Annotated in this window: 16 protein-coding genes; 15 read left to right on the top strand and 1 reads right to left on the bottom strand. The window is 66.3% G+C overall.

Translation table 11 applies throughout. The features are described 5' to 3' along the window. Window positions 1–75 precede the first annotated feature (75 nt). Genes asnB through P1X14_RS09340 form a run of 9 tightly spaced genes read left to right on the top strand, consistent with a single transcriptional unit; the run spans window position 76 to window position 10,499 of the window. Window positions 76–1,923 (top strand): asparagine synthase (glutamine-hydrolyzing), encoded by a 1,848-nt coding sequence (asnB, locus tag P1X14_RS09380; RefSeq protein WP_277315081.1) that lies wholly within the window; start codon window positions 76–78, stop codon window positions 1,921–1,923. Between the two features lie 9 nt (window positions 1,924–1,932). Beyond that, window positions 1,933–3,834 carry an acyltransferase family protein gene (locus P1X14_RS09375; protein ID WP_277315080.1) on the top strand — a complete coding sequence of 634 codons (1,902 nt, stop codon included), beginning with the start codon at window positions 1,933–1,935 and terminating at the stop codon, window positions 3,832–3,834. After that, the gene (locus P1X14_RS09370; RefSeq protein WP_277315079.1) at window positions 3,831–5,144 is read left to right on the top strand and encodes an oligosaccharide flippase family protein; all 1,314 of its coding nucleotides are present in this window, start codon (window positions 3,831–3,833) and stop codon (window positions 5,142–5,144) included. Before P1X14_RS09375 ends, P1X14_RS09370 begins: the two co-directional genes overlap by 4 nt. Continuing rightward, window positions 5,141–5,761: an imidazole glycerol phosphate synthase subunit HisH gene (gene hisH, locus P1X14_RS09365; protein ID WP_277315078.1), complete on the top strand. Its 621-nt coding sequence runs from the start codon at window positions 5,141–5,143 to the stop codon at window positions 5,759–5,761. Before P1X14_RS09370 ends, hisH begins: the two co-directional genes overlap by 4 nt. Beyond that, complete coding sequence (locus P1X14_RS09360; RefSeq protein ID WP_277315077.1) at window positions 5,758–6,537, top strand: AglZ/HisF2 family acetamidino modification protein; 780 nt, start codon at window positions 5,758–5,760, stop codon at window positions 6,535–6,537. The genes hisH and P1X14_RS09360 overlap by 4 nt, the downstream gene beginning before the upstream one ends. Before the next feature lie 21 nt (window positions 6,538–6,558). Continuing rightward, window positions 6,559–7,704 (top strand): N-acetyl sugar amidotransferase, encoded by a 1,146-nt coding sequence (locus P1X14_RS09355; RefSeq protein WP_277315076.1) that lies wholly within the window; start codon window positions 6,559–6,561, stop codon window positions 7,702–7,704. Next, window positions 7,701–8,837, top strand: coding sequence for a glycosyltransferase (locus P1X14_RS09350; RefSeq protein WP_277315075.1), 1,137 nt, complete (start codon window positions 7,701–7,703; stop codon window positions 8,835–8,837). Before P1X14_RS09355 ends, P1X14_RS09350 begins: the two co-directional genes overlap by 4 nt. 34 nt (window positions 8,838–8,871) lie before the next feature. After that, window positions 8,872–9,771 carry a hypothetical protein gene (locus tag P1X14_RS09345; protein ID WP_277315074.1) on the top strand — a complete coding sequence of 300 codons (900 nt, stop codon included), beginning with the start codon at window positions 8,872–8,874 and terminating at the stop codon, window positions 9,769–9,771. Beyond that, window positions 9,768–10,499: a hypothetical protein gene (locus P1X14_RS09340; RefSeq protein ID WP_277315073.1), complete on the top strand. Its 732-nt coding sequence runs from the start codon at window positions 9,768–9,770 to the stop codon at window positions 10,497–10,499. The genes P1X14_RS09345 and P1X14_RS09340 overlap by 4 nt, the downstream gene beginning before the upstream one ends. Here the strand turns inward: P1X14_RS09340 and P1X14_RS09335 are convergent. Further along, complete coding sequence (locus tag P1X14_RS09335; RefSeq protein WP_277315072.1) at window positions 10,496–11,614, bottom strand: glycosyltransferase family 4 protein; 1,119 nt, start codon at window positions 11,612–11,614, stop codon at window positions 10,496–10,498. The genes P1X14_RS09340 and P1X14_RS09335 overlap by 4 nt on opposite strands. 115 nt (window positions 11,615–11,729) lie before the next feature. Here P1X14_RS09335 and P1X14_RS09330 point away from each other — a divergent pair, with 115 nt between their 5' ends. Genes P1X14_RS09330 through P1X14_RS09305 form a run of 6 tightly spaced genes read left to right on the top strand, consistent with a single transcriptional unit; the run spans window position 11,730 to window position 17,962 of the window. Beyond that, window positions 11,730–12,656, top strand: a complete 927-nt coding sequence (locus P1X14_RS09330; protein ID WP_277315071.1) for an NAD-dependent epimerase/dehydratase family protein — start codon at window positions 11,730–11,732, stop codon at window positions 12,654–12,656. A 7-nt stretch (window positions 12,657–12,663) separates the two neighbouring features. Further along, window positions 12,664–13,797 carry a glycosyltransferase family 4 protein gene (locus P1X14_RS09325; RefSeq protein WP_277315070.1) on the top strand — a complete coding sequence of 378 codons (1,134 nt, stop codon included), beginning with the start codon at window positions 12,664–12,666 and terminating at the stop codon, window positions 13,795–13,797. Continuing rightward, a complete protein-coding gene (locus tag P1X14_RS09320) occupies window positions 13,794–14,963 on the top strand; it encodes a glycosyltransferase family 4 protein (protein ID WP_277315069.1) in 1,170 nt (389 codons plus the stop codon). The genes P1X14_RS09325 and P1X14_RS09320 overlap by 4 nt, the downstream gene beginning before the upstream one ends. Further along, a complete protein-coding gene (locus P1X14_RS09315) occupies window positions 14,960–16,294 on the top strand; it encodes an O-antigen ligase family protein (protein ID WP_277315068.1) in 1,335 nt (444 codons plus the stop codon). The genes P1X14_RS09320 and P1X14_RS09315 overlap by 4 nt, the downstream gene beginning before the upstream one ends. Beyond that, on the top strand, window positions 16,291–17,376 hold the full coding sequence (locus P1X14_RS09310; RefSeq protein WP_277315067.1) for a glycosyltransferase: 1,086 nt from the start codon (window positions 16,291–16,293) through the stop codon (window positions 17,374–17,376). The genes P1X14_RS09315 and P1X14_RS09310 overlap by 4 nt, the downstream gene beginning before the upstream one ends. A 4-nt stretch (window positions 17,377–17,380) precedes the next feature. After that, on the top strand, window positions 17,381–17,962 hold the full coding sequence (locus P1X14_RS09305; protein WP_277315066.1) for a WcaF family extracellular polysaccharide biosynthesis acetyltransferase: 582 nt from the start codon (window positions 17,381–17,383) through the stop codon (window positions 17,960–17,962). Window positions 17,963–17,972: the final 10 nt, after the last annotated feature.

The raw sequence follows: 17,972 nt of genomic DNA, 5'->3' as shown, positions 1-17,972 counted from the left end.
TTGACAAGAAACGCGCCGCGACCGACAGCGCGACGGGGCGTATCCACACGCCCCTGACTGTGGGGCGCCGGGAAGATGTGCGGAATCAACGGCATATTCGCGTGGCACGATGGCGCGCCAGCCGTCGATCGCGCCGAACTCGCCCGCACCCGCGATCACATGGCCCCGCGCGGGCCTGACGGCACCGGCGAATGGATCTCCGCCGATGGCCGTGTCGGCATGGGCCATCGCCGCCTCGCGATCATCGACCTGTCCGACAATGGCCTCCAGCCCATGGCGAGCCAAGACGGGCGGCTGACCCTCGTCTTCAACGGCGAGATCTACAATTACCGCGCGCTTCGCCGCGATCTCGAGGCGCAGGGCGTCCGCTTCGTCAGCGAATCGGACAGCGAGGTGATCCTCCAGCTCTATGCCCGCGAAGGCGACGCGATGGTGCGCAAGCTGCGCGGCATGTTCGCCATCGCGCTGTGGGATGCGGACAAGCGCGAGATGCTGTTCGCCCGCGATCCGATGGGGATCAAGCCGCTCTACTGGCATGATGACGGCCGCACGATCCGCTTCGCCAGTCAGGTCAAGGCGCTGGTGGCCGGCGGTTCGATCCCCGGCGGGATCGAACCCGCGGCGCTGACCGGCTTCTATCTGTGGGGCAGCGTCCCCGAACCCTGGACGATCCGCGAGGGCGTGTTCGCCCTGCCCGCCGGTCACACGATGATCGCCAATGCCGCAGGCGTGCAGCAGCCGCAGCGCTTCCATTCGATCGCCGCTTCCTGGGCCGCGGCCGAGCAAAGCGGCCGCACCGTCAGCGACGAGGAGATCGCCGCCGCGCTGGCCGATAGCGTGGCGCACCACCTCGTCGCCGATGTGCCGGTCGGCTGCTTCCTCTCGGCGGGTATCGATTCCGGCGCGCTGCTCGGGTTGATGCGCGATGCGGGGGCGAACGAAGTCCAGACCGTCACTCTCGGCTTCGAGGAATTTGCCGGGCGCAACGATGACGAGGTGACTCTCGCCGCCCAGGTCGCGCGCCATTACGGCATGCCGCACAGCGTGCGGATGATCTCCGAGGCCGAGTTCCGCGAGGATTTGCCCAAGATCCTGCACGCGATGGACCAGCCCTCGATCGACGGGGTCAACAGCTGGTTCGTCAGCAAGGCCGCAGCCGAGATGGGACTGAAGGTCGCGGTGTCCGGGCTTGGCGGCGACGAGTTGTTCGGCGGCTACCCCTCGTTCCGCGACCTGCCGAGCTGGACCACCAAGTTCGGCATGACCCGCCCCATCGGCGCGCTCGCCCGCACCATCCTGTCGGGCTTCGGCGCGGAACGGCTGGGCCTCAACCCCAAGGCAGCGGGCATGCTCGAATATGGCGGCAGCTGGACCGGCGCCTATCTGCTGCGCCGCGGCCTGTTCATGCCATGGGAACTGGGCGACCTGCTCGACCGCGACATGCTCCGCATTGGGCTGGAGCGGCTCGGCACCGGCTTCGGCGCCGACCGCGCCTTCGATGTCGAACCCGCCTCGCCCTTCGGCAAGGTCGCGACGCTCGAATCCACGCTCTACATGCGCAACCAGCTGCTGCGCGACACCGACTGGGCCAGCATGGCGCACAGCCTCGAAGTCCGCGTGCCGCTGGTCGATGCCTGGCTGCTCGACGCGGTGGCGCCCGCAATGCTCGGCCCGGACGCGGAAGCCGGCAAGGGCGCACTCGCCCGCGCGCCGAAGCTGCCCTTGCCCGATGCGATCACCAATCGCCCCAAAACCGGCTTCGGCACGCCGGTCGGCAATTGGGTCGAGGCGATGATCGCAGGCATCCAGGCGCCCTCGACGGTCACCGGCGCAAAGGCGCCATGGGCACGACGCTGGGCCTATCATGTCGCCTCGCAACAGGCCGGCCATGGCGGCAGCACCGCACACCGCGCCGCAGCCTGACGCCCCCCGATGACCGAACCGCCATCGAGCCCAGGCCAGCGCTACCGCGCAGACATTCAGGGCCTGCGCGCGCTCGCGATCGTGCCGGTGGTGATCTATCACGCCGTGCCGGGCTGGGCGCCGGGCGGGTTCGTCGGTGTCGACGTGTTCTTCGTCATTTCCGGTTTCCTGATCACCCGCATCCTGATGCGCGAGCTGGAAACCGGCAATTTCTCGATCGCGCGCTTCTACGAGCGCCGCGTGCGGCGCCTGTTCCCGGCGCTGTACCTGCTCCTCACGGTCACCGTGCTGGCCGGATATTTCCTGCTCCCGCCCGATGCACTGGCGGATCTGGGCAAATCGACCGGAGCCACCGCGGCCTTCGTCTCGAACCTCTATTTCTGGAAGACCTCGGGCTATTTCGATCCCGCGTCCGAGCTGAAGCCGCTGCTCCACACCTGGTCGCTCGCGGTAGAGGAGCAATTCTACCTGCTCTTCCCGATCTTCCTGTTCGCGATCCATCGCTATCTCCGCCGCCATCTCGGCACCGTGCTGTGGGTGTGCGCCATCGCATCGCTGGGCATCGCAATCTGGCAGGCCGGCGCCCGCCCGCTCGACGGCTTCTACCTGCCCATCGGCCGCGCCTATGAACTGCTGATCGGCGCCATCGTGGCTGCAGCCCCCCTGCCCCGCATCCGCAACGAACGGCTCGCCGATGCGCTGTCGCTCGCCGCAATCGCGATGATCGTCGCCAGCATCGCGCTGTTCCGCGCCGATATGCACTTCCCCGGCGCCGCCGCACTGCTGCCCTGCATCGGCAGCGCACTATTGCTCCATCTCGGCGCGGACCGCGACGTGCCGCCGCTGGGCGGGCGGCTGCTCAGCAACCCGCTGTTCGTGTTCTTCGGGGCGATCTCCTACTCGCTCTATCTGTGGCACTGGCCGGTGCTGGTCTATGCCCGCTACGCCGCGCTGGGCGAGCCCGGCCCGCTGCTGATCGCCGGAGCCGTGGCCTTCGCCACGCTGGCGGCATGGCTGTCGTGGCGCTTCGTCGAGCAGCCCTTCCTGCACGGCCGGAACCAGCGCCGCGCCTTCATCGCCGGCGGGATCGCGATGGCGGTCACCTTCGCGGTGGCTGGGCTGCTCGCCATCACACACGGCCTGCCCGGTCGCTTCGACGCTCAGGCCCAGGCAAAGCTGGCCGCCGCGAACGACTACAATCCCCGCCGCGCCGAATGCCATGCCAGCGGCACGCCGATCGCCTATGCCGACAATTGCCTGTTCGGCGCACCGGACGCACAGCCCGACACCGCGCTGTGGGGCGACAGCCTCGGCGCGGAGATTGCGGTCGCGCTCGGCGAACAGGCGGCGAAGCGTGGCGGATCGGTGATGCAGATCACTACCTCCTCCTGCCCGCCCACACCCGGTTTCGCGCCCGGCGACGCAGCGCTGTGCCGCGCTCGCAACCGCGAAACCCTTGCCGCGCTCGCCGCCGATCCGCGTATCCGCACCGTCGTGCTGGTCTCCGCCTATGCCGATTATCCCGAGCATGAGCGCCCGCAACTGCTCGCCGGCTATGAAGAGGCAGCCACCGCACTGAAGGCCGCGGGCAAGCAGCTCGTGCTGGTCTATCCGGTACCGAAGCCGCCCTTCCCTGCTCCAGCCGCACTCGGCCTGATGTCCCGCTGGGGCATCCCCGCCGAACGCTTCGGTATTTCCGCGCACGACTTCAGGCAGACCAACCGGCCCTTCACCGACCTGCTCGACCGGCTGGCCCCGAAGCTCGCCGCGCAGCGCTTCGTCCCGGCCGAACGGCTGTGCGATGCCGAGCGCTGCCATGCCTGGCGCGAAGGCACCGGCGTTCTCTATTTCGACGATCTCCACCTGAGCCTTACCGGCGCGCGCTACGTCTTCGGAGCCCCGCCGCGATGAGCCGGTTCGCGCCCGCCGCGATCCTCAGGCGGCTGTCGGGCGGCGCGGAGGGCGGACGCCACAGCGCCTATTGGCGCGCGGTCACCCTGCTGACCAGCGGCAGCTTCGCATCGCAACTGATCGGCATCGTCTCGATGCTGCTCCTTGCGCGCATCTATGCCCCGGCCGAATTCGGCAGCTATGCGGTGTTCTTCGCGATCGCGGGCCTGCTCACTTTGTTCGCCACCGCCAAATACGATGCGGCGATCCACCTTGCCCGGTCCGAAACCGAAGCGGGCGAGATCGCGCTGGTCGCCTGCGGTATCTCGTGCCTGATCGGCCCGCTGATCGCCGCCACCGCGCCCTTCGCACACCTCTTCCTCGCAGACCTGACCCCGCGCCCCGCGCTGTTCATCGTCCTGCTAGCAATCGCCTCGTCCACCGGCGGGCTGGTCGCGGCGCTCAGCGCTTGGGCCACCCAGCTCCAGCGGTTCAGCGCGCTCACCACCGGCCGGGTGCTGCAATCTTCGGTCACCGCATTGCTGAGCATCGCGCTGGGCGTGACGCATTGGGATGCCACCGGGCTGATGCTGGGCTTCGCCGCCGGTCAGGTCGCTCTGGTGATCTGGCTGGCGCACCAGTTGCAGGTTCCGACCGTGCTTCGCCGCTTCACCCGCCGCGCGGCGCGGGCGCGGGCGATCCGCCACCGCAACTTCCCCAAATTCCTGCTGGCAAGCGAACTGCTCAACTATACCAGCGGCAACCTGTTCTCGTTCACCACCGCGCCGCTGTTCGGCCCGACGACGCTCGGCCATTATTCGCTGGGGTTCCGCCTTGCGACGATGCCGATCAACCTGATCGGCTTCTCGATGGGCAGCATCTTCCGCGCGGCGATCAGCCCGCAACATATGGCGCCTGCCGACATTCCCGCGCTGTACCGCACCACCGCCACCCGCCTCGCTGCGATCGGTGCCGCGGTCACGATCCCGTTGCTGGTCGCGGGTCCGCAACTGTTCCGCTTCGCCTTCGGTGCGGAATGGACGATGGCCGGTTTCTACGTCCAGATTCTCGCGCCTTTCATCTTCATCCGCTTCGTCGTCGGGCCCCTCACCGCGATCGCACTGCGCGCCGGGCGTCCCGGCCTCGACACGATGATTCAATTGCTCTTCCTCGCCAGTTCGGCGATTGCAGTCGCATTCGGAGCATGGATGGACAGCTTCACCATCACGCTGATCGCCTTCGCGGTGCTGCAGTCCTTGGTCTATCTGCTCTATCTGGTTCTGGGATACCGGCTGGCGCTGGCGCTCGCGGCAAATAGTGGGAAGCAATGAGCGGACTCGTCATCGTCGACTATGACGCCGGCAATATCGGCTCGGTCGCCAACATCTGTAAGAAGGCGGGTGGCAAGGCCGAGATTTCGGCCGATCCCGAACGCATCGCCGCCGCGGGCAAGCTGATCCTCCCCGGCGTCGGCCATTTCGGCCGGGCGATGGCCCGGCTGAACGACAGCGGCATCCGCGCCGCGCTGGATGCGGCAAAGGATCGCGGCGCACCGATCCTCGGCATTTGTCTGGGCATGCAACTCCTCCTGAAGCACAGCGAGGAAGGCGATGCCGACGGCCTCGGCTGGATCGACGCCCATGCGAAGCGTTTCGACCTGCCCGCCCCGCTCAAGGTGCCGCACATGGGTTGGAACGATGTCGCCTTCACCCGCCCGGACGTGCTGACCAAAGGCCTCGAAGACGAGGCCCGCTTCTATTTCGTGCACAGCTATGTCGTGCAGGCCGTGGACGAGAGCGCTGTGCTCGGCCGCACCGATTATGGCGGGCCGTTCGTCTCGGTCGTCCAGAAGGACAATGTCTGGGGCTTCCAGTGCCACCCGGAGAAGAGCCATAAATACGGCCTCACCGTGATCCGCAACTTCATCGACAAGGTGCCGAGCCTGTGATCGGCAACAGCGCGCGCATCATCCCCTGCCTGCTGCTGCGCGGCGAAGGTCTGGTGAAGACGGTGAAGTTCAAGGACGCCAAATATGTCGGCGATCCGATCAACGCCGTCCGCCTGTTCAACGATCTCGAAGTCGACGAGCTGATCTTCCTCGATATCGAAGCCACCGCCAAGGGCCGCGAGCCGCCGTTCGAACGCATCGCCGAGATCGCCGGAGAGGCATTCATGCCGATCTGCTATGGCGGCGGCGTCACCAGCTTCGAACAGGCCGCGCGCCTGTTCAAATCGGGCGTCGAGAAGGTCGCGCTCACCACCGCGCTGATCGAAAAGCCCGAACTGGTCCGCCAGATCGCCGATACGTTCGGCGAACAGGCGGTGGTCGCGGGCATCGATGTGAAGAAGGACTGGCTCGGCAAGTCGCGCGCGATGGTGAAGGCAGGTGCCACCAAGACCAGCTTCGATCCGGTCGCGCTGGCGAAGCGTGCCGCGGAACTGGGCGCGGGCGAGATCCTGCTGACCTCCATCGATCGCGAAGGCACCTATCAGGGCTATGACCTCGATCTGGTGAAGGCGGTTAGCGCCGCGGTGCAAATTCCGGTCATCGCCAATGGCGGCGCGGGCGAGCTTCCCCATATGCGTCAGGCGATCGATGCCGGTGCATCGGCCGCGGCGGCCGGCAGCCTGTTCGTCTACAAGGGGCCGCATCGCGCCGTTCTGGTCAATTATCCGAAACGCGCCCGATTGCGGGAACTGCTCCAGCCGCATACCAGCGCCTGAAATCCGTTACGAAAGCCAGGAATGTCCAGCCTCACCTATCGCGTCTGCACTCGCTGTGTGATGGACACCACCGATCCCGATATCAGCTTCGACGCCGACGGGGTCTGCAATCATTGCCACGATCACCTGATGGCGATCGCGACCAAGGTCCATAATGGCGACGAGGGCCGCAAGGCGCTTCAGGATATCGCCGACGAGTTGAAGCGGTCGCACAAGGGCAAGCCCTATGACTGCATCATCGGCGTCAGCGGGGGAGTCGACAGCAGCTATGTCGCATGGCTGGTCAAGGATCTGGGCCTGCGCCCGCTGGCGGTCCATCTCGACAATGGCTGGAACTCGGAAATCGCAGTCAGCAACATCGCGAACCAGATCGAGGCACTCGATATCGAGCTCTACACCCATGTCATCGACTGGGAGGAATATCGCGATATCCAGCGCGCCTTCCTGAAGGCGGGCGTAGCCGATGTCGAAGTGCCGACCGATCACGCCATCTATGCGATCATGTGCCAGATCGCGGAGAAGTTCGGCGTCCGCACCGTGATGCGCGGCTGCAACGTCAACACCGAAAGCCATCACCCCGCCCGCTGGTCCCAGGGGCATATGGACTACGGCTATATCTCCGAAATCCACCGCCGCTTCGGCAGCGGACGGATCAAGACCTTCCCGCACCTCAATTTCCTGCAGTTCCTGCGCCTCTACCGCGGCGGCTTCATCGATACGATCGACGTGCTCGATTACGCCGATTACTCGCGCGAAAAGGCGGTGGCGCGGATCGAAAGCGATCTCGGCTGGCGCGATTATGGCGGCAAGCACCACGAGAGCGTGTTCACGCGCTGGTTCCAGGGCGTGTACCTGATGCGCAAGTTCGGCTTCGACAAGCGCAAGATGCACCTCTCCAGCCTGATCTCGACCGGCGAGATCACCCGCGACGAGGCACGCGCCAGGCTGCAGCAGCCGACCTATGACGAACGGCTGCAGGACGAGGATTGCGATTTCGTCGCGAAGAAGCTCGGCTTCACCCGCGCCGAACTGGACGCGCTGATGGATGCGCCGCCCGCCTATTTCGATCAGTTCCCCAGCTGGGGCAAAAGGCTGGAAAGCCCGATGTTCGAGGCCGCCAAGTCGGTTTACCGCGCCGCAACGCGACGCAAGCGCGCGGGGGCATGATGCGGATCGCCTATCTCACCGAATGGCCGCCCTATGCCGAAAGCGGCGTGCTGCGGAAGATGATCGGCCAGATCGCGACCTGGCGCGAACAGGGGCACGAGGCGGAGATCTTCGCCCTCTCTCCCCTGCGCGACACGCCGACCGCGCCGGGCTTTGCCGAGCATGGCCGTGTCGTCGGCACCTTCACGCAGGACCAGATGGAGCGATATCGCTTCGCGCGCTTGGGCTTCGTCAACAAGGTCGCCAGCGTGCCCAAGCTGTGCAGGGCGTTCCGCGAGTACCGGCCCGACCTGATCTATTATCGCCAGAACGGCACCTGGTATCCGGGCCTGCCCGGCCTGCTCAAATCCTGGCCCTCGATTGCCGAGATCAACACGTTCGAAGGCGCCGAGACCGAGCTGTGGGGTGGGCTGATCGGCCGCTTCCACGACGTCACCCGCGCCCGCCTGCTCCGCGCGGTCGACGGGCTGGTGTGCATGACCAACGAGATCGCCGACCATGAGCGGGTGTGGAACCGGCCCATCGCGGTGATCGGCAACAGCCTGTGGGGCGATCCGCGCGAAGATATGGCGCCGACCGGCAACAAGGTCCCCGTGTTCGTCTTCACCGGCTCGCCGATGACGCTCGACCATTCGGCCAACTGGCACGGCGTGGACAAGATCTTCCCGCTGGCCGCGGCGATGCCCGAAAGCACATTCCATGTCGCGGGCATGAAGGCCGAGGAGTTTGCCGGGTTCGACATTCCGCCGAACGTGGTCTTCCACGGCTTCCTCAATGGCGAGGCGCTCACCGCGCTCTATCGCCAGTGCGACATCGGCATCGCCTCGCTCGCGGCACACCGCAAGAAGATCGAGGAAGGCTGCTCGCTGAAGGTCCGCGACTATCTGATGCACCGGCTGCCGCTGATCCTCGGCTATCGCGAGTCCCAGAGCGAGCTGAACAGCGCCGACTATGTCCTGCCGATCGGCAACACGCCGGACAATGTCACCTCGAACCTCGATCGCATCGCCGCCTTCGCGCGCGAATGGACCGGGCGCCGCGTGACCGCCGATCTCGGCTTCCTCACCCGCGAGACGATCGAGCGCCACCGCCTCGACTTCATGCAGCGGATCGTGGCAAGCGGGACGAAATAGTAAGGCCGCGGGATCGGCACCGGAGAGGACGGCGATGGACACGACTGCGCGCGCGATTTGCGACTTCATCAAGTCCCGCTTCGAAGCGGAACTGCTCGATTGCGACGGCGATTTCGCCGTCACCGGCCTGTCCACCCTGCGCAATCCCAAGCCCAACAGCCTGGCCTTCGCAAAGCAGGCACCTGCGGCAGGCGCCACCTTCCCCGGCGACATGCTGCTGATCGTCGATCCCGCGCATCGCGACGGTTTTGCGGGGCCCCGCATCGCGGTCGAGCGGCCGCGCCTCGTCTTTGCGCTGGCCGCGCAGCAATTCGGCGCACAGGGCCGCGCCGCACCCGGCATCCATCCCACCGCGATCGTCCATCCCAGCGCGCAGATCGACCCGAGCGTCTCGATCGGCGCCTATACCGTCATCGGCGAGGATTGCCGGATCGGCGCGAACACCCGCATCGGCCACCACAATGTCTTCGGCGCGCGCATCGAAGTCGGCAGCGACTGCGTGATCGGATCGACCAACGTCATCGGCGAGGAAGGCTTCGGCGTCGAGGAATTCGGCGATTCCGAAACCGTCCGCCTTCCCAGCATCGGCGGCGTGGTGATCGGCGACCGGGTCGAGATCGGCAATTTCAACGCGCTGGTCGCCGGTACGATGGACCCGACCGTGGTCGAGGATGGCTGTCAGATCGATAATCTGATCCACATCGCCCACAACGCGCATATCGGCGCGGGCAGCCTGATCATCGCCGGGGCCGAGATCAGCGGCAGCGTCATCCTGGGCAAGCGCGTCTGGGTCGGTCCGAATGCGTGCATCAAGAACGGACTGGAGATCGGCGACGATTGCCTGATCGGCATCGGCGCGACCGTCATCAAGTCGAGCGAGCCGAACGCCATCCTCGCGGGCAATCCGGCCAAGAAACTCGGCGACCGGCGGTGAGCGGCTACAGCTTCACCATCGAAGGTTACCGCGCGATCATCCGCGCCTTTCTCGACCGCGGATACCAGCCCGTCGGCTTTCGCGATTTCGTGCCGGACACCGGCCGGCTGATCCTGCGGCACGATATCGACATCTCGCTCGATCACGCCGTGCGTCAGGCGGAGGTCAATGCAGGCCTCGGCGTCGCCGCGACCTTCTTCTTCCTGACCTCGGCCGAGCAATATAACCTCGCCAGCGCCCCCGGTCGCCGCGCGCTCGCCGCGATGACCGCCAACGGCCAGCGGATCGGCCTGCATTTCGATGCGGCGCTCTACGAACCCGGCGAGGACCTTCAGGCGCGCGCCGCCGAGGAATGCGACCTGCTCGCCACCCTCGCCGGCGCCGAGCTGGAAGCCGTCAGCTTCCACCGTCCGGTCAAGGCGCTGCAGGGTCTGGAGGGCAGCTTCGCCGGCTTCCCCCACGCCTATGAACCGCGCTTCTTCGACGCGATCGAATATTGCTCGGACAGTCGCGGCGGGTTCCACCATGGCGGTCCGTTCGAGCGCGAGGCCTTTGCCAATGCCGCGCCGTTCCAGTTCCTGACCCATCCGATCTGGTGGATGCGCGACAGCGAACTGACCCCGATCGAGGCGCTGCTCGATTTCGTCGCCGCGCGCGAACCGCATCTGCAGCGCAATCTCGCCGACAATTGCGCGCCCTTCGCGGACCATCTCGCCGCGAAAGGCTAGCCCAGCGCTTCCAGATAGATATCGCGCAGCCGCGCCGCATGTGCCGCGGGATCGTGATGCTCGCGAATCCGCGCCAACGAAGCCGCACTTCGCATCGCAATCGACCCCGGATCGGCAAGGATCGCTTCCACCGCCCGCGCGATTCCCACCTCCAGCAGCCGCGAAAAATCCTCCCGCTCGGCAACGGTGCCGATCTCGGCATTGCCCCGCCCATCCTTTGGCACCGGGATCACCCAGCCTGCGCGATCATCGTTGATCTCCGGCAACGCCCGCACATCGGTCGACAGCACCGGGCATCCCGCCGCCTGTGCCTCCAGCACCGAATAGCCATAGGTATCCGCCCAGGTCGGCAGTAGTGCGACATGCGCGGTGCGGAACAGCTCGAGCACCCCGTCATTGGCCAGCCGCCCGAACTGCTCGATTCGCCCCGGCCATTTCGCGATCAGCTGCTGCGCCTCGGCCAGATCTTCGCCCGTCGTCCGGCTCGCATAATCGCCATGATGCATCGCCGAGACGATGGTCAGCCGGATCGGCGCGCCGCCCTCCAGCAACCGGTCGAACGCGCGCAGCACCTCGCGGCCGCCCTTGCGGAAGAAATCGACGCCGACGAACGCGAAATGGATCGCCTCATCCGCCGCCGGCGCGCTTCGCGGCGTGTCGGTCAGCAGCGCCTGGGGCGGATGGAGCACGGTGATCTTCGGCGCGATCCGCTCGCGATGCTTCGGATGCGCGTCCAAGAATGCCAGCTGGAAATCGCGGGTGCATTCGGAAAGCGCGATCAGCCGCTTGCACGAATCGCGCGCCAGCAACCCCAGCCCCAGCGGGATCAGCCGCGGCCGCAACTGGTCCCATCGCGGCAGCACCGTCTCGAACGTCGTCACCCAGGGCCGGTTGTCGAAACTGACCCGGTTGAAGAAATGGAGCACATCGCATCCGCGCCCGCCCCAATGGAGATTGCCGATCAGCGGCTCGGTATAGCCGAACGCCTTGAACAGCAGATGCTCGGGATAGCGGAAGGCATTGCCGACGCGCCGGTAATGCACTTCTTCGCTCTCCCCGCCCAGGAAGTTGCGGACGGCCGGATAGCTGCGCTGGGTGGTGCCGACGGTGATCATCGTGGCAGCGGATAGCGGTCTCGCACTATCCGCGCCTAGCCCTTTCTCGTTGCCGCGATCCTGACTATAGCCGTCCCGCCCGGCCGCTCGCGCCGCAGCATTATCAGGGGATTACATGCAGCGCGTATTGGTTACCGGCGGCGCCGGCTTCATCGGGTCGCATGTCGTGGACGAGCTCGTCGCGCGTGGCGACGAGGTTCATGTCATCGACAATTTCTTCAACGGCCGCCGCGAGCATCTGAGCCTCCCCGCCGATCGAATCCATGAAGGCGACCTGCGCGATCAGGCATGGATGACCGAAACGGTGGCGAGGATCGCGCCGCAGCGTGTGTTCCACCTCGCTGCGATCCACTTCATCCCCTATTGCAACGAACACCCGACCGAGTCGGTGATGATCAACATCCAGGGCACGCAGAACCTGCTCGACGCGCTGGAAAGCACACCGGTCGAGCGGCTGTTCTTCGCCTCCACCGCCGCGGTCTATCCGCCCAAGGAAGGCGAGCATCTGGAAACCGATCCGATCGATCCGATGGACATTTACGGCGCTACCAAGGCCGCCGGCGAAGCGATCGTGCGCGGCTGGGGCAAGGGCAGCGGCAAAGCCGTCGCGGTCGGCCGCCTGTTCAACGCCGTCGGCCATCGCGAGACCAACCCGCATCTGCTGCCCGACATCATGGTCCAGCTGATCGCAGGCAAGCGCACCATCGCGCTGGGCAATCTCGATCCGCGCCGCGACTATATCGACGCGCGCGACATGGCCCGCGCGATCCTCGCCGCCAGCGATCATGTCGCTTCGGGTTCGGACGTGTTCAACATCGGCGCGAACAAGCAGTACAGCGTCGTCGAGGTGGTCGAGATGTTCAGCGACGCGCTGGGCGAGAAGATCGAGATCGTCCAGGATCAGTCCCGCGTCCGCAAGGTCGAGCGCCCCAGCCTGCTCGCCGGCATCGGCAAGCTCTCCGGCGCGACCGGCTGGAAGCCCGAGATCGGGCTGGACCGGACCCTAGCCGAACTCGTCGCGGTCGAACCGGCGCACGGATAAGACTGGCGTGCGCATCGCGATCATCAATCACGGCATCTATCCGTTCTGGGTGGGCGGCATGGAACGCCACACCCATTTCCTCGCCCAGCACATGGCCGAGCAGGGCGCGGACGTGACCGCGATCATCCCCGAGATCACCGCCGACCAGACCGCCCAATGGGACGCGATGGGCAATGCCTATAAGCTTGCCCAGTTCGCTTGGCCGCCCGCGAAGCTGTGGCTGCGCCAGAACTATCTGTTCACGAAACAGGCCGCGCCGTTCCTGCGCGAAGGCAAGTTCGACGCAGTCTATTGCCAGGGCTTCAACGGCTGGTCCTATCTGGCCGACACCCATCCCACCCAGCGCGCGCTGACGCTCTACAATCCGCACGGGCTGGAGATGTTCAAGACGGTCGGCCTCGAACAGACGCTCAAGGGCTGGCCGATGCGCTGGGCCGGGCGCGAACAGGCGCGGCTGGCGGATCGCGTCATCTCGCTCGGCGGCGGTCTGACCGACGAAGTCCGCCGCTTCCTGCGCGTGGGCGACGACAAGATCGATATCCTGGGCAACGCCGTCGATATCGATTTCATCGACAGCTTCCCCGTGCCCCCGCCCCGCGAACCCGGCGGCCCGGCTTGCTTCGTGTTCGTCGGCCGGCTCGAGTTCAACAAGGGCGTCTCGTTCCTGTGCGAAGCCTTTCAGGGCCTCGACGGCGCGCATCTGACGGTGGTCGGCGGCGGTCCGCTCGAAGCCGAGCTGCGCGGGAAGTTCGCCGGTCCGAACATCGAATTCGCCGGCAGGCTCGACGACGCGACCCTGTTCGCCCGCTATCACCAGAGCGACTGTTTCGTCTTCGCCAGCCTCTACGAAGGCATGCCCACCGTGATCCTCGAGGCGATGACCTGCGGCCTGCCGGTAATCGCCACCGATATCGGCGCGGTGACGACGATGGTCGACAAGGATAATGGCTTCGTCATCCAGCCCGGCTCGTCCGAGCAGATCCGCAACGCGGTGAAGGCCTTCCTCGCGCTGCCCGAGGGTACGGCCGAGGGGATGGGCGAATTCTCGCGCCGCCGGGTGGAGGCCCGCTTCACCTGGCCGCATGCCGCCCGCGCCACGCTCGACACGATCGAGCGCCATCTTTCCGCGAGGAAGGCATGAGCGGACCGCGCCTCTATTATCTCGACGATATCCCCACGCCCTATCGCCTCGGCGTGCAGAAGCTGATCGCCGAACGCTGGCCGGGCGAATTCCGCCTGGGCTTTTGCGCCGAATCCGAACCCGGCCGCGAATGGACGCTCGACTATAGCGGCATCGACACCGAGTTTCTGGAAGGCAAGCAGTATCGCCGCCCCAGCGCGGGCAACCCGTTCCAGATCAAATGGAATCCGGGCGTCGCAAAGGCGCTGTCGGCATGGAAACCCGATGTGGTCATCCTCTCCGGCTATGCCCATCCGACGATGTGGCTCGCCGCCCGCTGGTGCATCCGGAACAAAGTCCCCTATGCGCTCACCTGCGAGACCAGCATGCGCAGTTCGGTGTCGCCTTCGGGCTGGCGCTGGAACCTCAAGCGGCTGATCGCCGGCTGGGTGGTGCGCGGCATGGCGTTCGGGCTGCCGGTCGGTCGCGAAGCCGCCGACTATCTGCGCAAGCTCGGGCCGACCGACGCGCCGATGCACTATTTCCCCAACACGCCGGACACCGCCCCGATCGTCGCCGAAGCCGAACGGCTGCGCACGAGCGGCGGCGAACCGGCACTGCGCGAGAAGCTGGGGATTGCCTCTGACTCGCCGGTCTTCCTGTTCGTCGGCCGCCTGATCGACGCCAAGCGCCCGCTCGACATGGTCCGCGCCTTCCTCGCCGCGAAGCATGCCGAAAACGCGACCTTGCTGGTGATCGGCGACGGCCCGTTGATGGAGGCGATGAAGGCCGAAGCGAACGGCGATCCGCGTATCCTGTTCACCGGCTGGATGAAGGACATGCAGGCGATCTTCGGCCTGATGTCGATCTCCACCGCGATGATCCTCCCGTCCGAGAGCGAAACCTGGGGCGCGGTGGTCAACGAGACCATGGCCGCGGGCACGCCGGTCATCTCTTCCGATCGCGTCGGCGCTGCCACTGAACTGGTCCGCGATGGCGAGAACGGATTTCTGGTGCCGATGGGCGATGTTCCGGGCTATACCCGCGCGATGGAGACGCTGCTCGCCGATCCCGCACTGGCCCGCTCGATGGGCGCAGCCGCGCATGATGTCGCGATCGCGCAGGGCGAGGCGTTCGCTACGGCCAATCTGATTGCCGGCGCGCAGGCAGCTGCAGGCCGGTCATGAGTTCGCCGCTCGCCGAGCTGATGGGGTTCAATGCCGGACCGGTTCCGAACGCGAAGCCGATCCCGCGGACGCTGTTCTGGGCGCTGCTGATCACGGTCACCGCCTTTTATCTTTCGAACACCTTCAATTCGGCGCTGTCTCAATTCCTGTTCAGCGCGAAGTGGCTGCCGCTGGCGGCGCTGTCGCTGATTTCGCTCGGCATGCTGACCACGCGGCGTGTTCCGCCGATGCCGATCACCACCGTGCTGGCAATGGTCGTGCTGCTGATCGTCGTCGCGACCGGCGCCTGGCGAAGCGTCGATCGATCGTTCAGCGTCCTCTCGATCGCCACCATCGCGGCAACGGTCGTCACGGGCTATGCGATTTCCGCACTGCTGGTCGCCACCGACAGCCGTCGCGCCTTTTTCGACATGCTCGCCCGGTTCGGGCGGATCATGATCGCCCTGGCGGCAGTCATGCTCGTCCTCCGTATCGATCTTGGCCGCGGCGGCGGCTTCGCGGCATGGACCGACAATCCCAACACCCTGGCCGCGATGATCGCGCCGCCGGTCGTCGTCCTGTTCGCCGGCTGCCTTGAACGCCGCCCCGGTTGGCAGGTTTGGAATCTCGCCTTCCTGATCGTCGGACTCTATCTGATCTGGGTGACGAACGCGCGTGCGACGATCGTCTGGATCGCCTTGTCGTTTCTAGCTTTCGCCATCTATCGGCAGGGTCCCCGGGCAAGCCTGATCGCGGTGATGCTCGGCGCAATCTTGCTCATCGGCTGGTGGTATCCGATCAAGATGTTCTTCGTCGATCTGCTCGGCCTGGAACGCACGTTGCGCGATACCGGCATCAGTCCGTTGAGCGGACGCGAGGAAGTGTGGCGGATCGGCTGGAACCTGTTCCAGGAACGGCCGCTGCTCGGCTACGGCATCGGCACCTCGCAGGACCTTCTGCGTCAGGAGCAATGGCGCTTCGTCCAGCACCAGGGCCTTCACTTCCACTCGACCTATATCATGATGATGGTCGAGACCGGCTTGTTCGGCCTGTTCGCCTTGCTCGCCGCCCTGTTCTTCAGCCTGTGGCGCGGCATGGCGGACGCAGCGCGCACCCGGGTGCTGCCGCCCGAACAATGGCCGCTGGCGGCATTGCCCTTCGCCATCGTGGTCGGATCGATGGGGCACGCATTGTTCGAATCCTGGCTGCTTTCGGCGGGCAATGGCAACATGCTGCTGCTGTGGACCTGCGTCTGGATGATGCACCATCAGTCGGCGCTCCGCATCCGCGCCATGGTGCGGCGCCCCGTTATGCCCGCTCGCACGCCAGCCATCGTGCAGCCGGCGGAATGAAGCTTTTCCTCGCGGGGGCGAGTTTCGACCCGAGCTTTGGCGGGCCGGCCTATTCGGTGCCGGCACTCGGCGCGGCGCTGGCCGCGCGCGGCGTCACCGTCGGACTTTGGGCCGCCGATGGCAGCGCGCCCCATTCCGCCACCGTTCCCGCAATCGACGGCCTAACCCCGCTCGACGGCGACCTGCAGTCCGCGCTCGGCCGGTTCGGCCGACCGGACGTGATCCACGACAACGGCATCTGGCTGCCCAGCAACCATCAGGTCGCCCGCCTCGCCCGCGCGCGCAGCATCCCGCGCGTGGTCAGCCTGCGGGGCATGCTCGAACCCTGGGCGATCAACCATCGCAAGTGGAAGAAGAAGCTCGCCTGGACGCTGTACCAGCGTGGCGACCTCCGCTCCGCCGCCCTGCTCCACGCCACCGCCGATATCGAGGAGACCAACGCCCGCGCGCTGGGTCTCAAGGGTCCCTTCTGCGTCATCGCCAACGGCGTCGATCTGCCCGCGCATTCTGCCGCCGAACATCTCGCGCCCGCCCCGCGTGATCGCCGCACCGCGCTGTTCGTCAGCCGCATCCACCCCAAAAAGGGCCTGCCGATGCTGCTCGACGCATGGTCGCGGCTGAAGCCCGAAGGCTGGCAGCTGGTGATCGCCGGGCCCGACGAGGATGGCCATGCCGCCCTACTCTCGGCGCAGATCGAACGGCTCGGTCTGGGCGGCGATGTCCGCCTGATCGGTCCGGTCTATGGCGCGGAAAAGGATGCGCTGTATCAGGCCGCCGATCTGTTCGTGCTGCCCACCTATAGCGAGAATTTCGGCATAGCCATTGCTGAGGCCCTCGCCTATGAAGTGCCCGTCCTCACGACCCGCGGCGCGCCCTGGGAATTGCTGGAGACTTATGGCTGCGGCTGGTGGGTCGATCCCACTGAAGAAGCGATCCTTTCCGGGTTGCGCGCAGCGATCGGCCTTTCCGACGAAGCGCGGCGGGACATGGGGCGCAGGGGGTCTGCCATGGTGGCGGAGCGGTTCGATTGGGGCGGCATCGCGATGCAGTTTCAGCGACAATATGAAGCGCTGCTGGGCTGATCCCATGCTTGCGCCTCCCCCACCCGATCAGCAGGTTCCCGATCTCGGCACCTATAGCGCAGGCAGCTTCACCCGCGGCCGTCCGGCGCTGGTCGAGCTGGCGTGGATCGTCGTGCAGACGATCTTCGTCTCCTCCGCTTTGCCCGGCAGCACGCATCGCCGCTTCCTGCTCCGCCTGTTCGGCGCGAGCATCGGCGCGAAGGTGGTGCTGAAGCCCGGCATCCGCGTGAAATTCCCGTGGCGGCTCACCATCGGTGACCATAGCTGGATCGGCGAGCAGGTCTGGATCGACAATCTGGCGGACGTCCGCATCGGCGCGGATTGCTGCGTGTCGCAGGGCGCCTATCTGTGCACCGGCAGTCATGACTGGTCGCGCCCGGGCTTCGACCTGATCACCGCCCCGATCACGCTGGAACCCGGCGCATGGGTCGCCGCGCGGGCCTCGGTCGGCCCCGGCGTCACCATCGGCCGCGGCGCCGTGCTCGGCCTTGGCAGCACCGCGACACGAGACCTTAACCCCTGGACCGTCTATGCAGGCATTCCTGCCGCCGCGGTCCGGACCCGCACCATCACCTCCCAAAACTAGGAATTGGCAT

The sequence above is a fragment of the Sphingomonas sp. AOB5 genome (assembly GCF_029433115.1).
Classification (GTDB): domain Bacteria; phylum Pseudomonadota; class Alphaproteobacteria; order Sphingomonadales; family Sphingomonadaceae; genus Sphingomonas.
Note: the sequence above shows the minus strand (reverse complement) of the source record. Positions and strands in the feature narration are given on the sequence as shown.

Bases quoted from the DNA above. Each gene is read 5' to 3' on its own strand.
- P1X14_RS09310 (WP_277315067.1), top strand. From the start codon at position 16,291: ATGAAGCTTTTCCTCGCGGGGGCGAGTTTCGACCCGAGCTTTGGCGGG.
- P1X14_RS09305 (WP_277315066.1), top strand. From the start codon at position 17,381: ATGCTTGCGCCTCCCCCACCCGATCAGCAGGTTCCCGATCTCGGCACC.
- P1X14_RS09335 (WP_277315072.1), bottom strand. From the start codon at position 11,614: ATGATCACCGTCGGCACCACCCAGCGCAGCTATCCGGCCGTCCGCAAC.
- hisH (WP_277315078.1), top strand. From the start codon at position 5,141: ATGAGCGGACTCGTCATCGTCGACTATGACGCCGGCAATATCGGCTCG.
- P1X14_RS09355 (WP_277315076.1), top strand. From the start codon at position 6,559: ATGTCCAGCCTCACCTATCGCGTCTGCACTCGCTGTGTGATGGACACC.
- P1X14_RS09370 (WP_277315079.1), top strand. From the start codon at position 3,831: ATGAGCCGGTTCGCGCCCGCCGCGATCCTCAGGCGGCTGTCGGGCGGC.
- P1X14_RS09315 (WP_277315068.1), top strand. From the start codon at position 14,960: ATGAGTTCGCCGCTCGCCGAGCTGATGGGGTTCAATGCCGGACCGGTT.
- P1X14_RS09320 (WP_277315069.1), top strand. From the start codon at position 13,794: ATGAGCGGACCGCGCCTCTATTATCTCGACGATATCCCCACGCCCTAT.
- asnB (WP_277315081.1), top strand. From the start codon at position 76: ATGTGCGGAATCAACGGCATATTCGCGTGGCACGATGGCGCGCCAGCC.
- P1X14_RS09350 (WP_277315075.1), top strand. From the start codon at position 7,701: ATGATGCGGATCGCCTATCTCACCGAATGGCCGCCCTATGCCGAAAGC.
- P1X14_RS09330 (WP_277315071.1), top strand. From the start codon at position 11,730: ATGCAGCGCGTATTGGTTACCGGCGGCGCCGGCTTCATCGGGTCGCAT.
- P1X14_RS09345 (WP_277315074.1), top strand. From the start codon at position 8,872: ATGGACACGACTGCGCGCGCGATTTGCGACTTCATCAAGTCCCGCTTC.
- P1X14_RS09375 (WP_277315080.1), top strand. From the start codon at position 1,933: ATGACCGAACCGCCATCGAGCCCAGGCCAGCGCTACCGCGCAGACATT.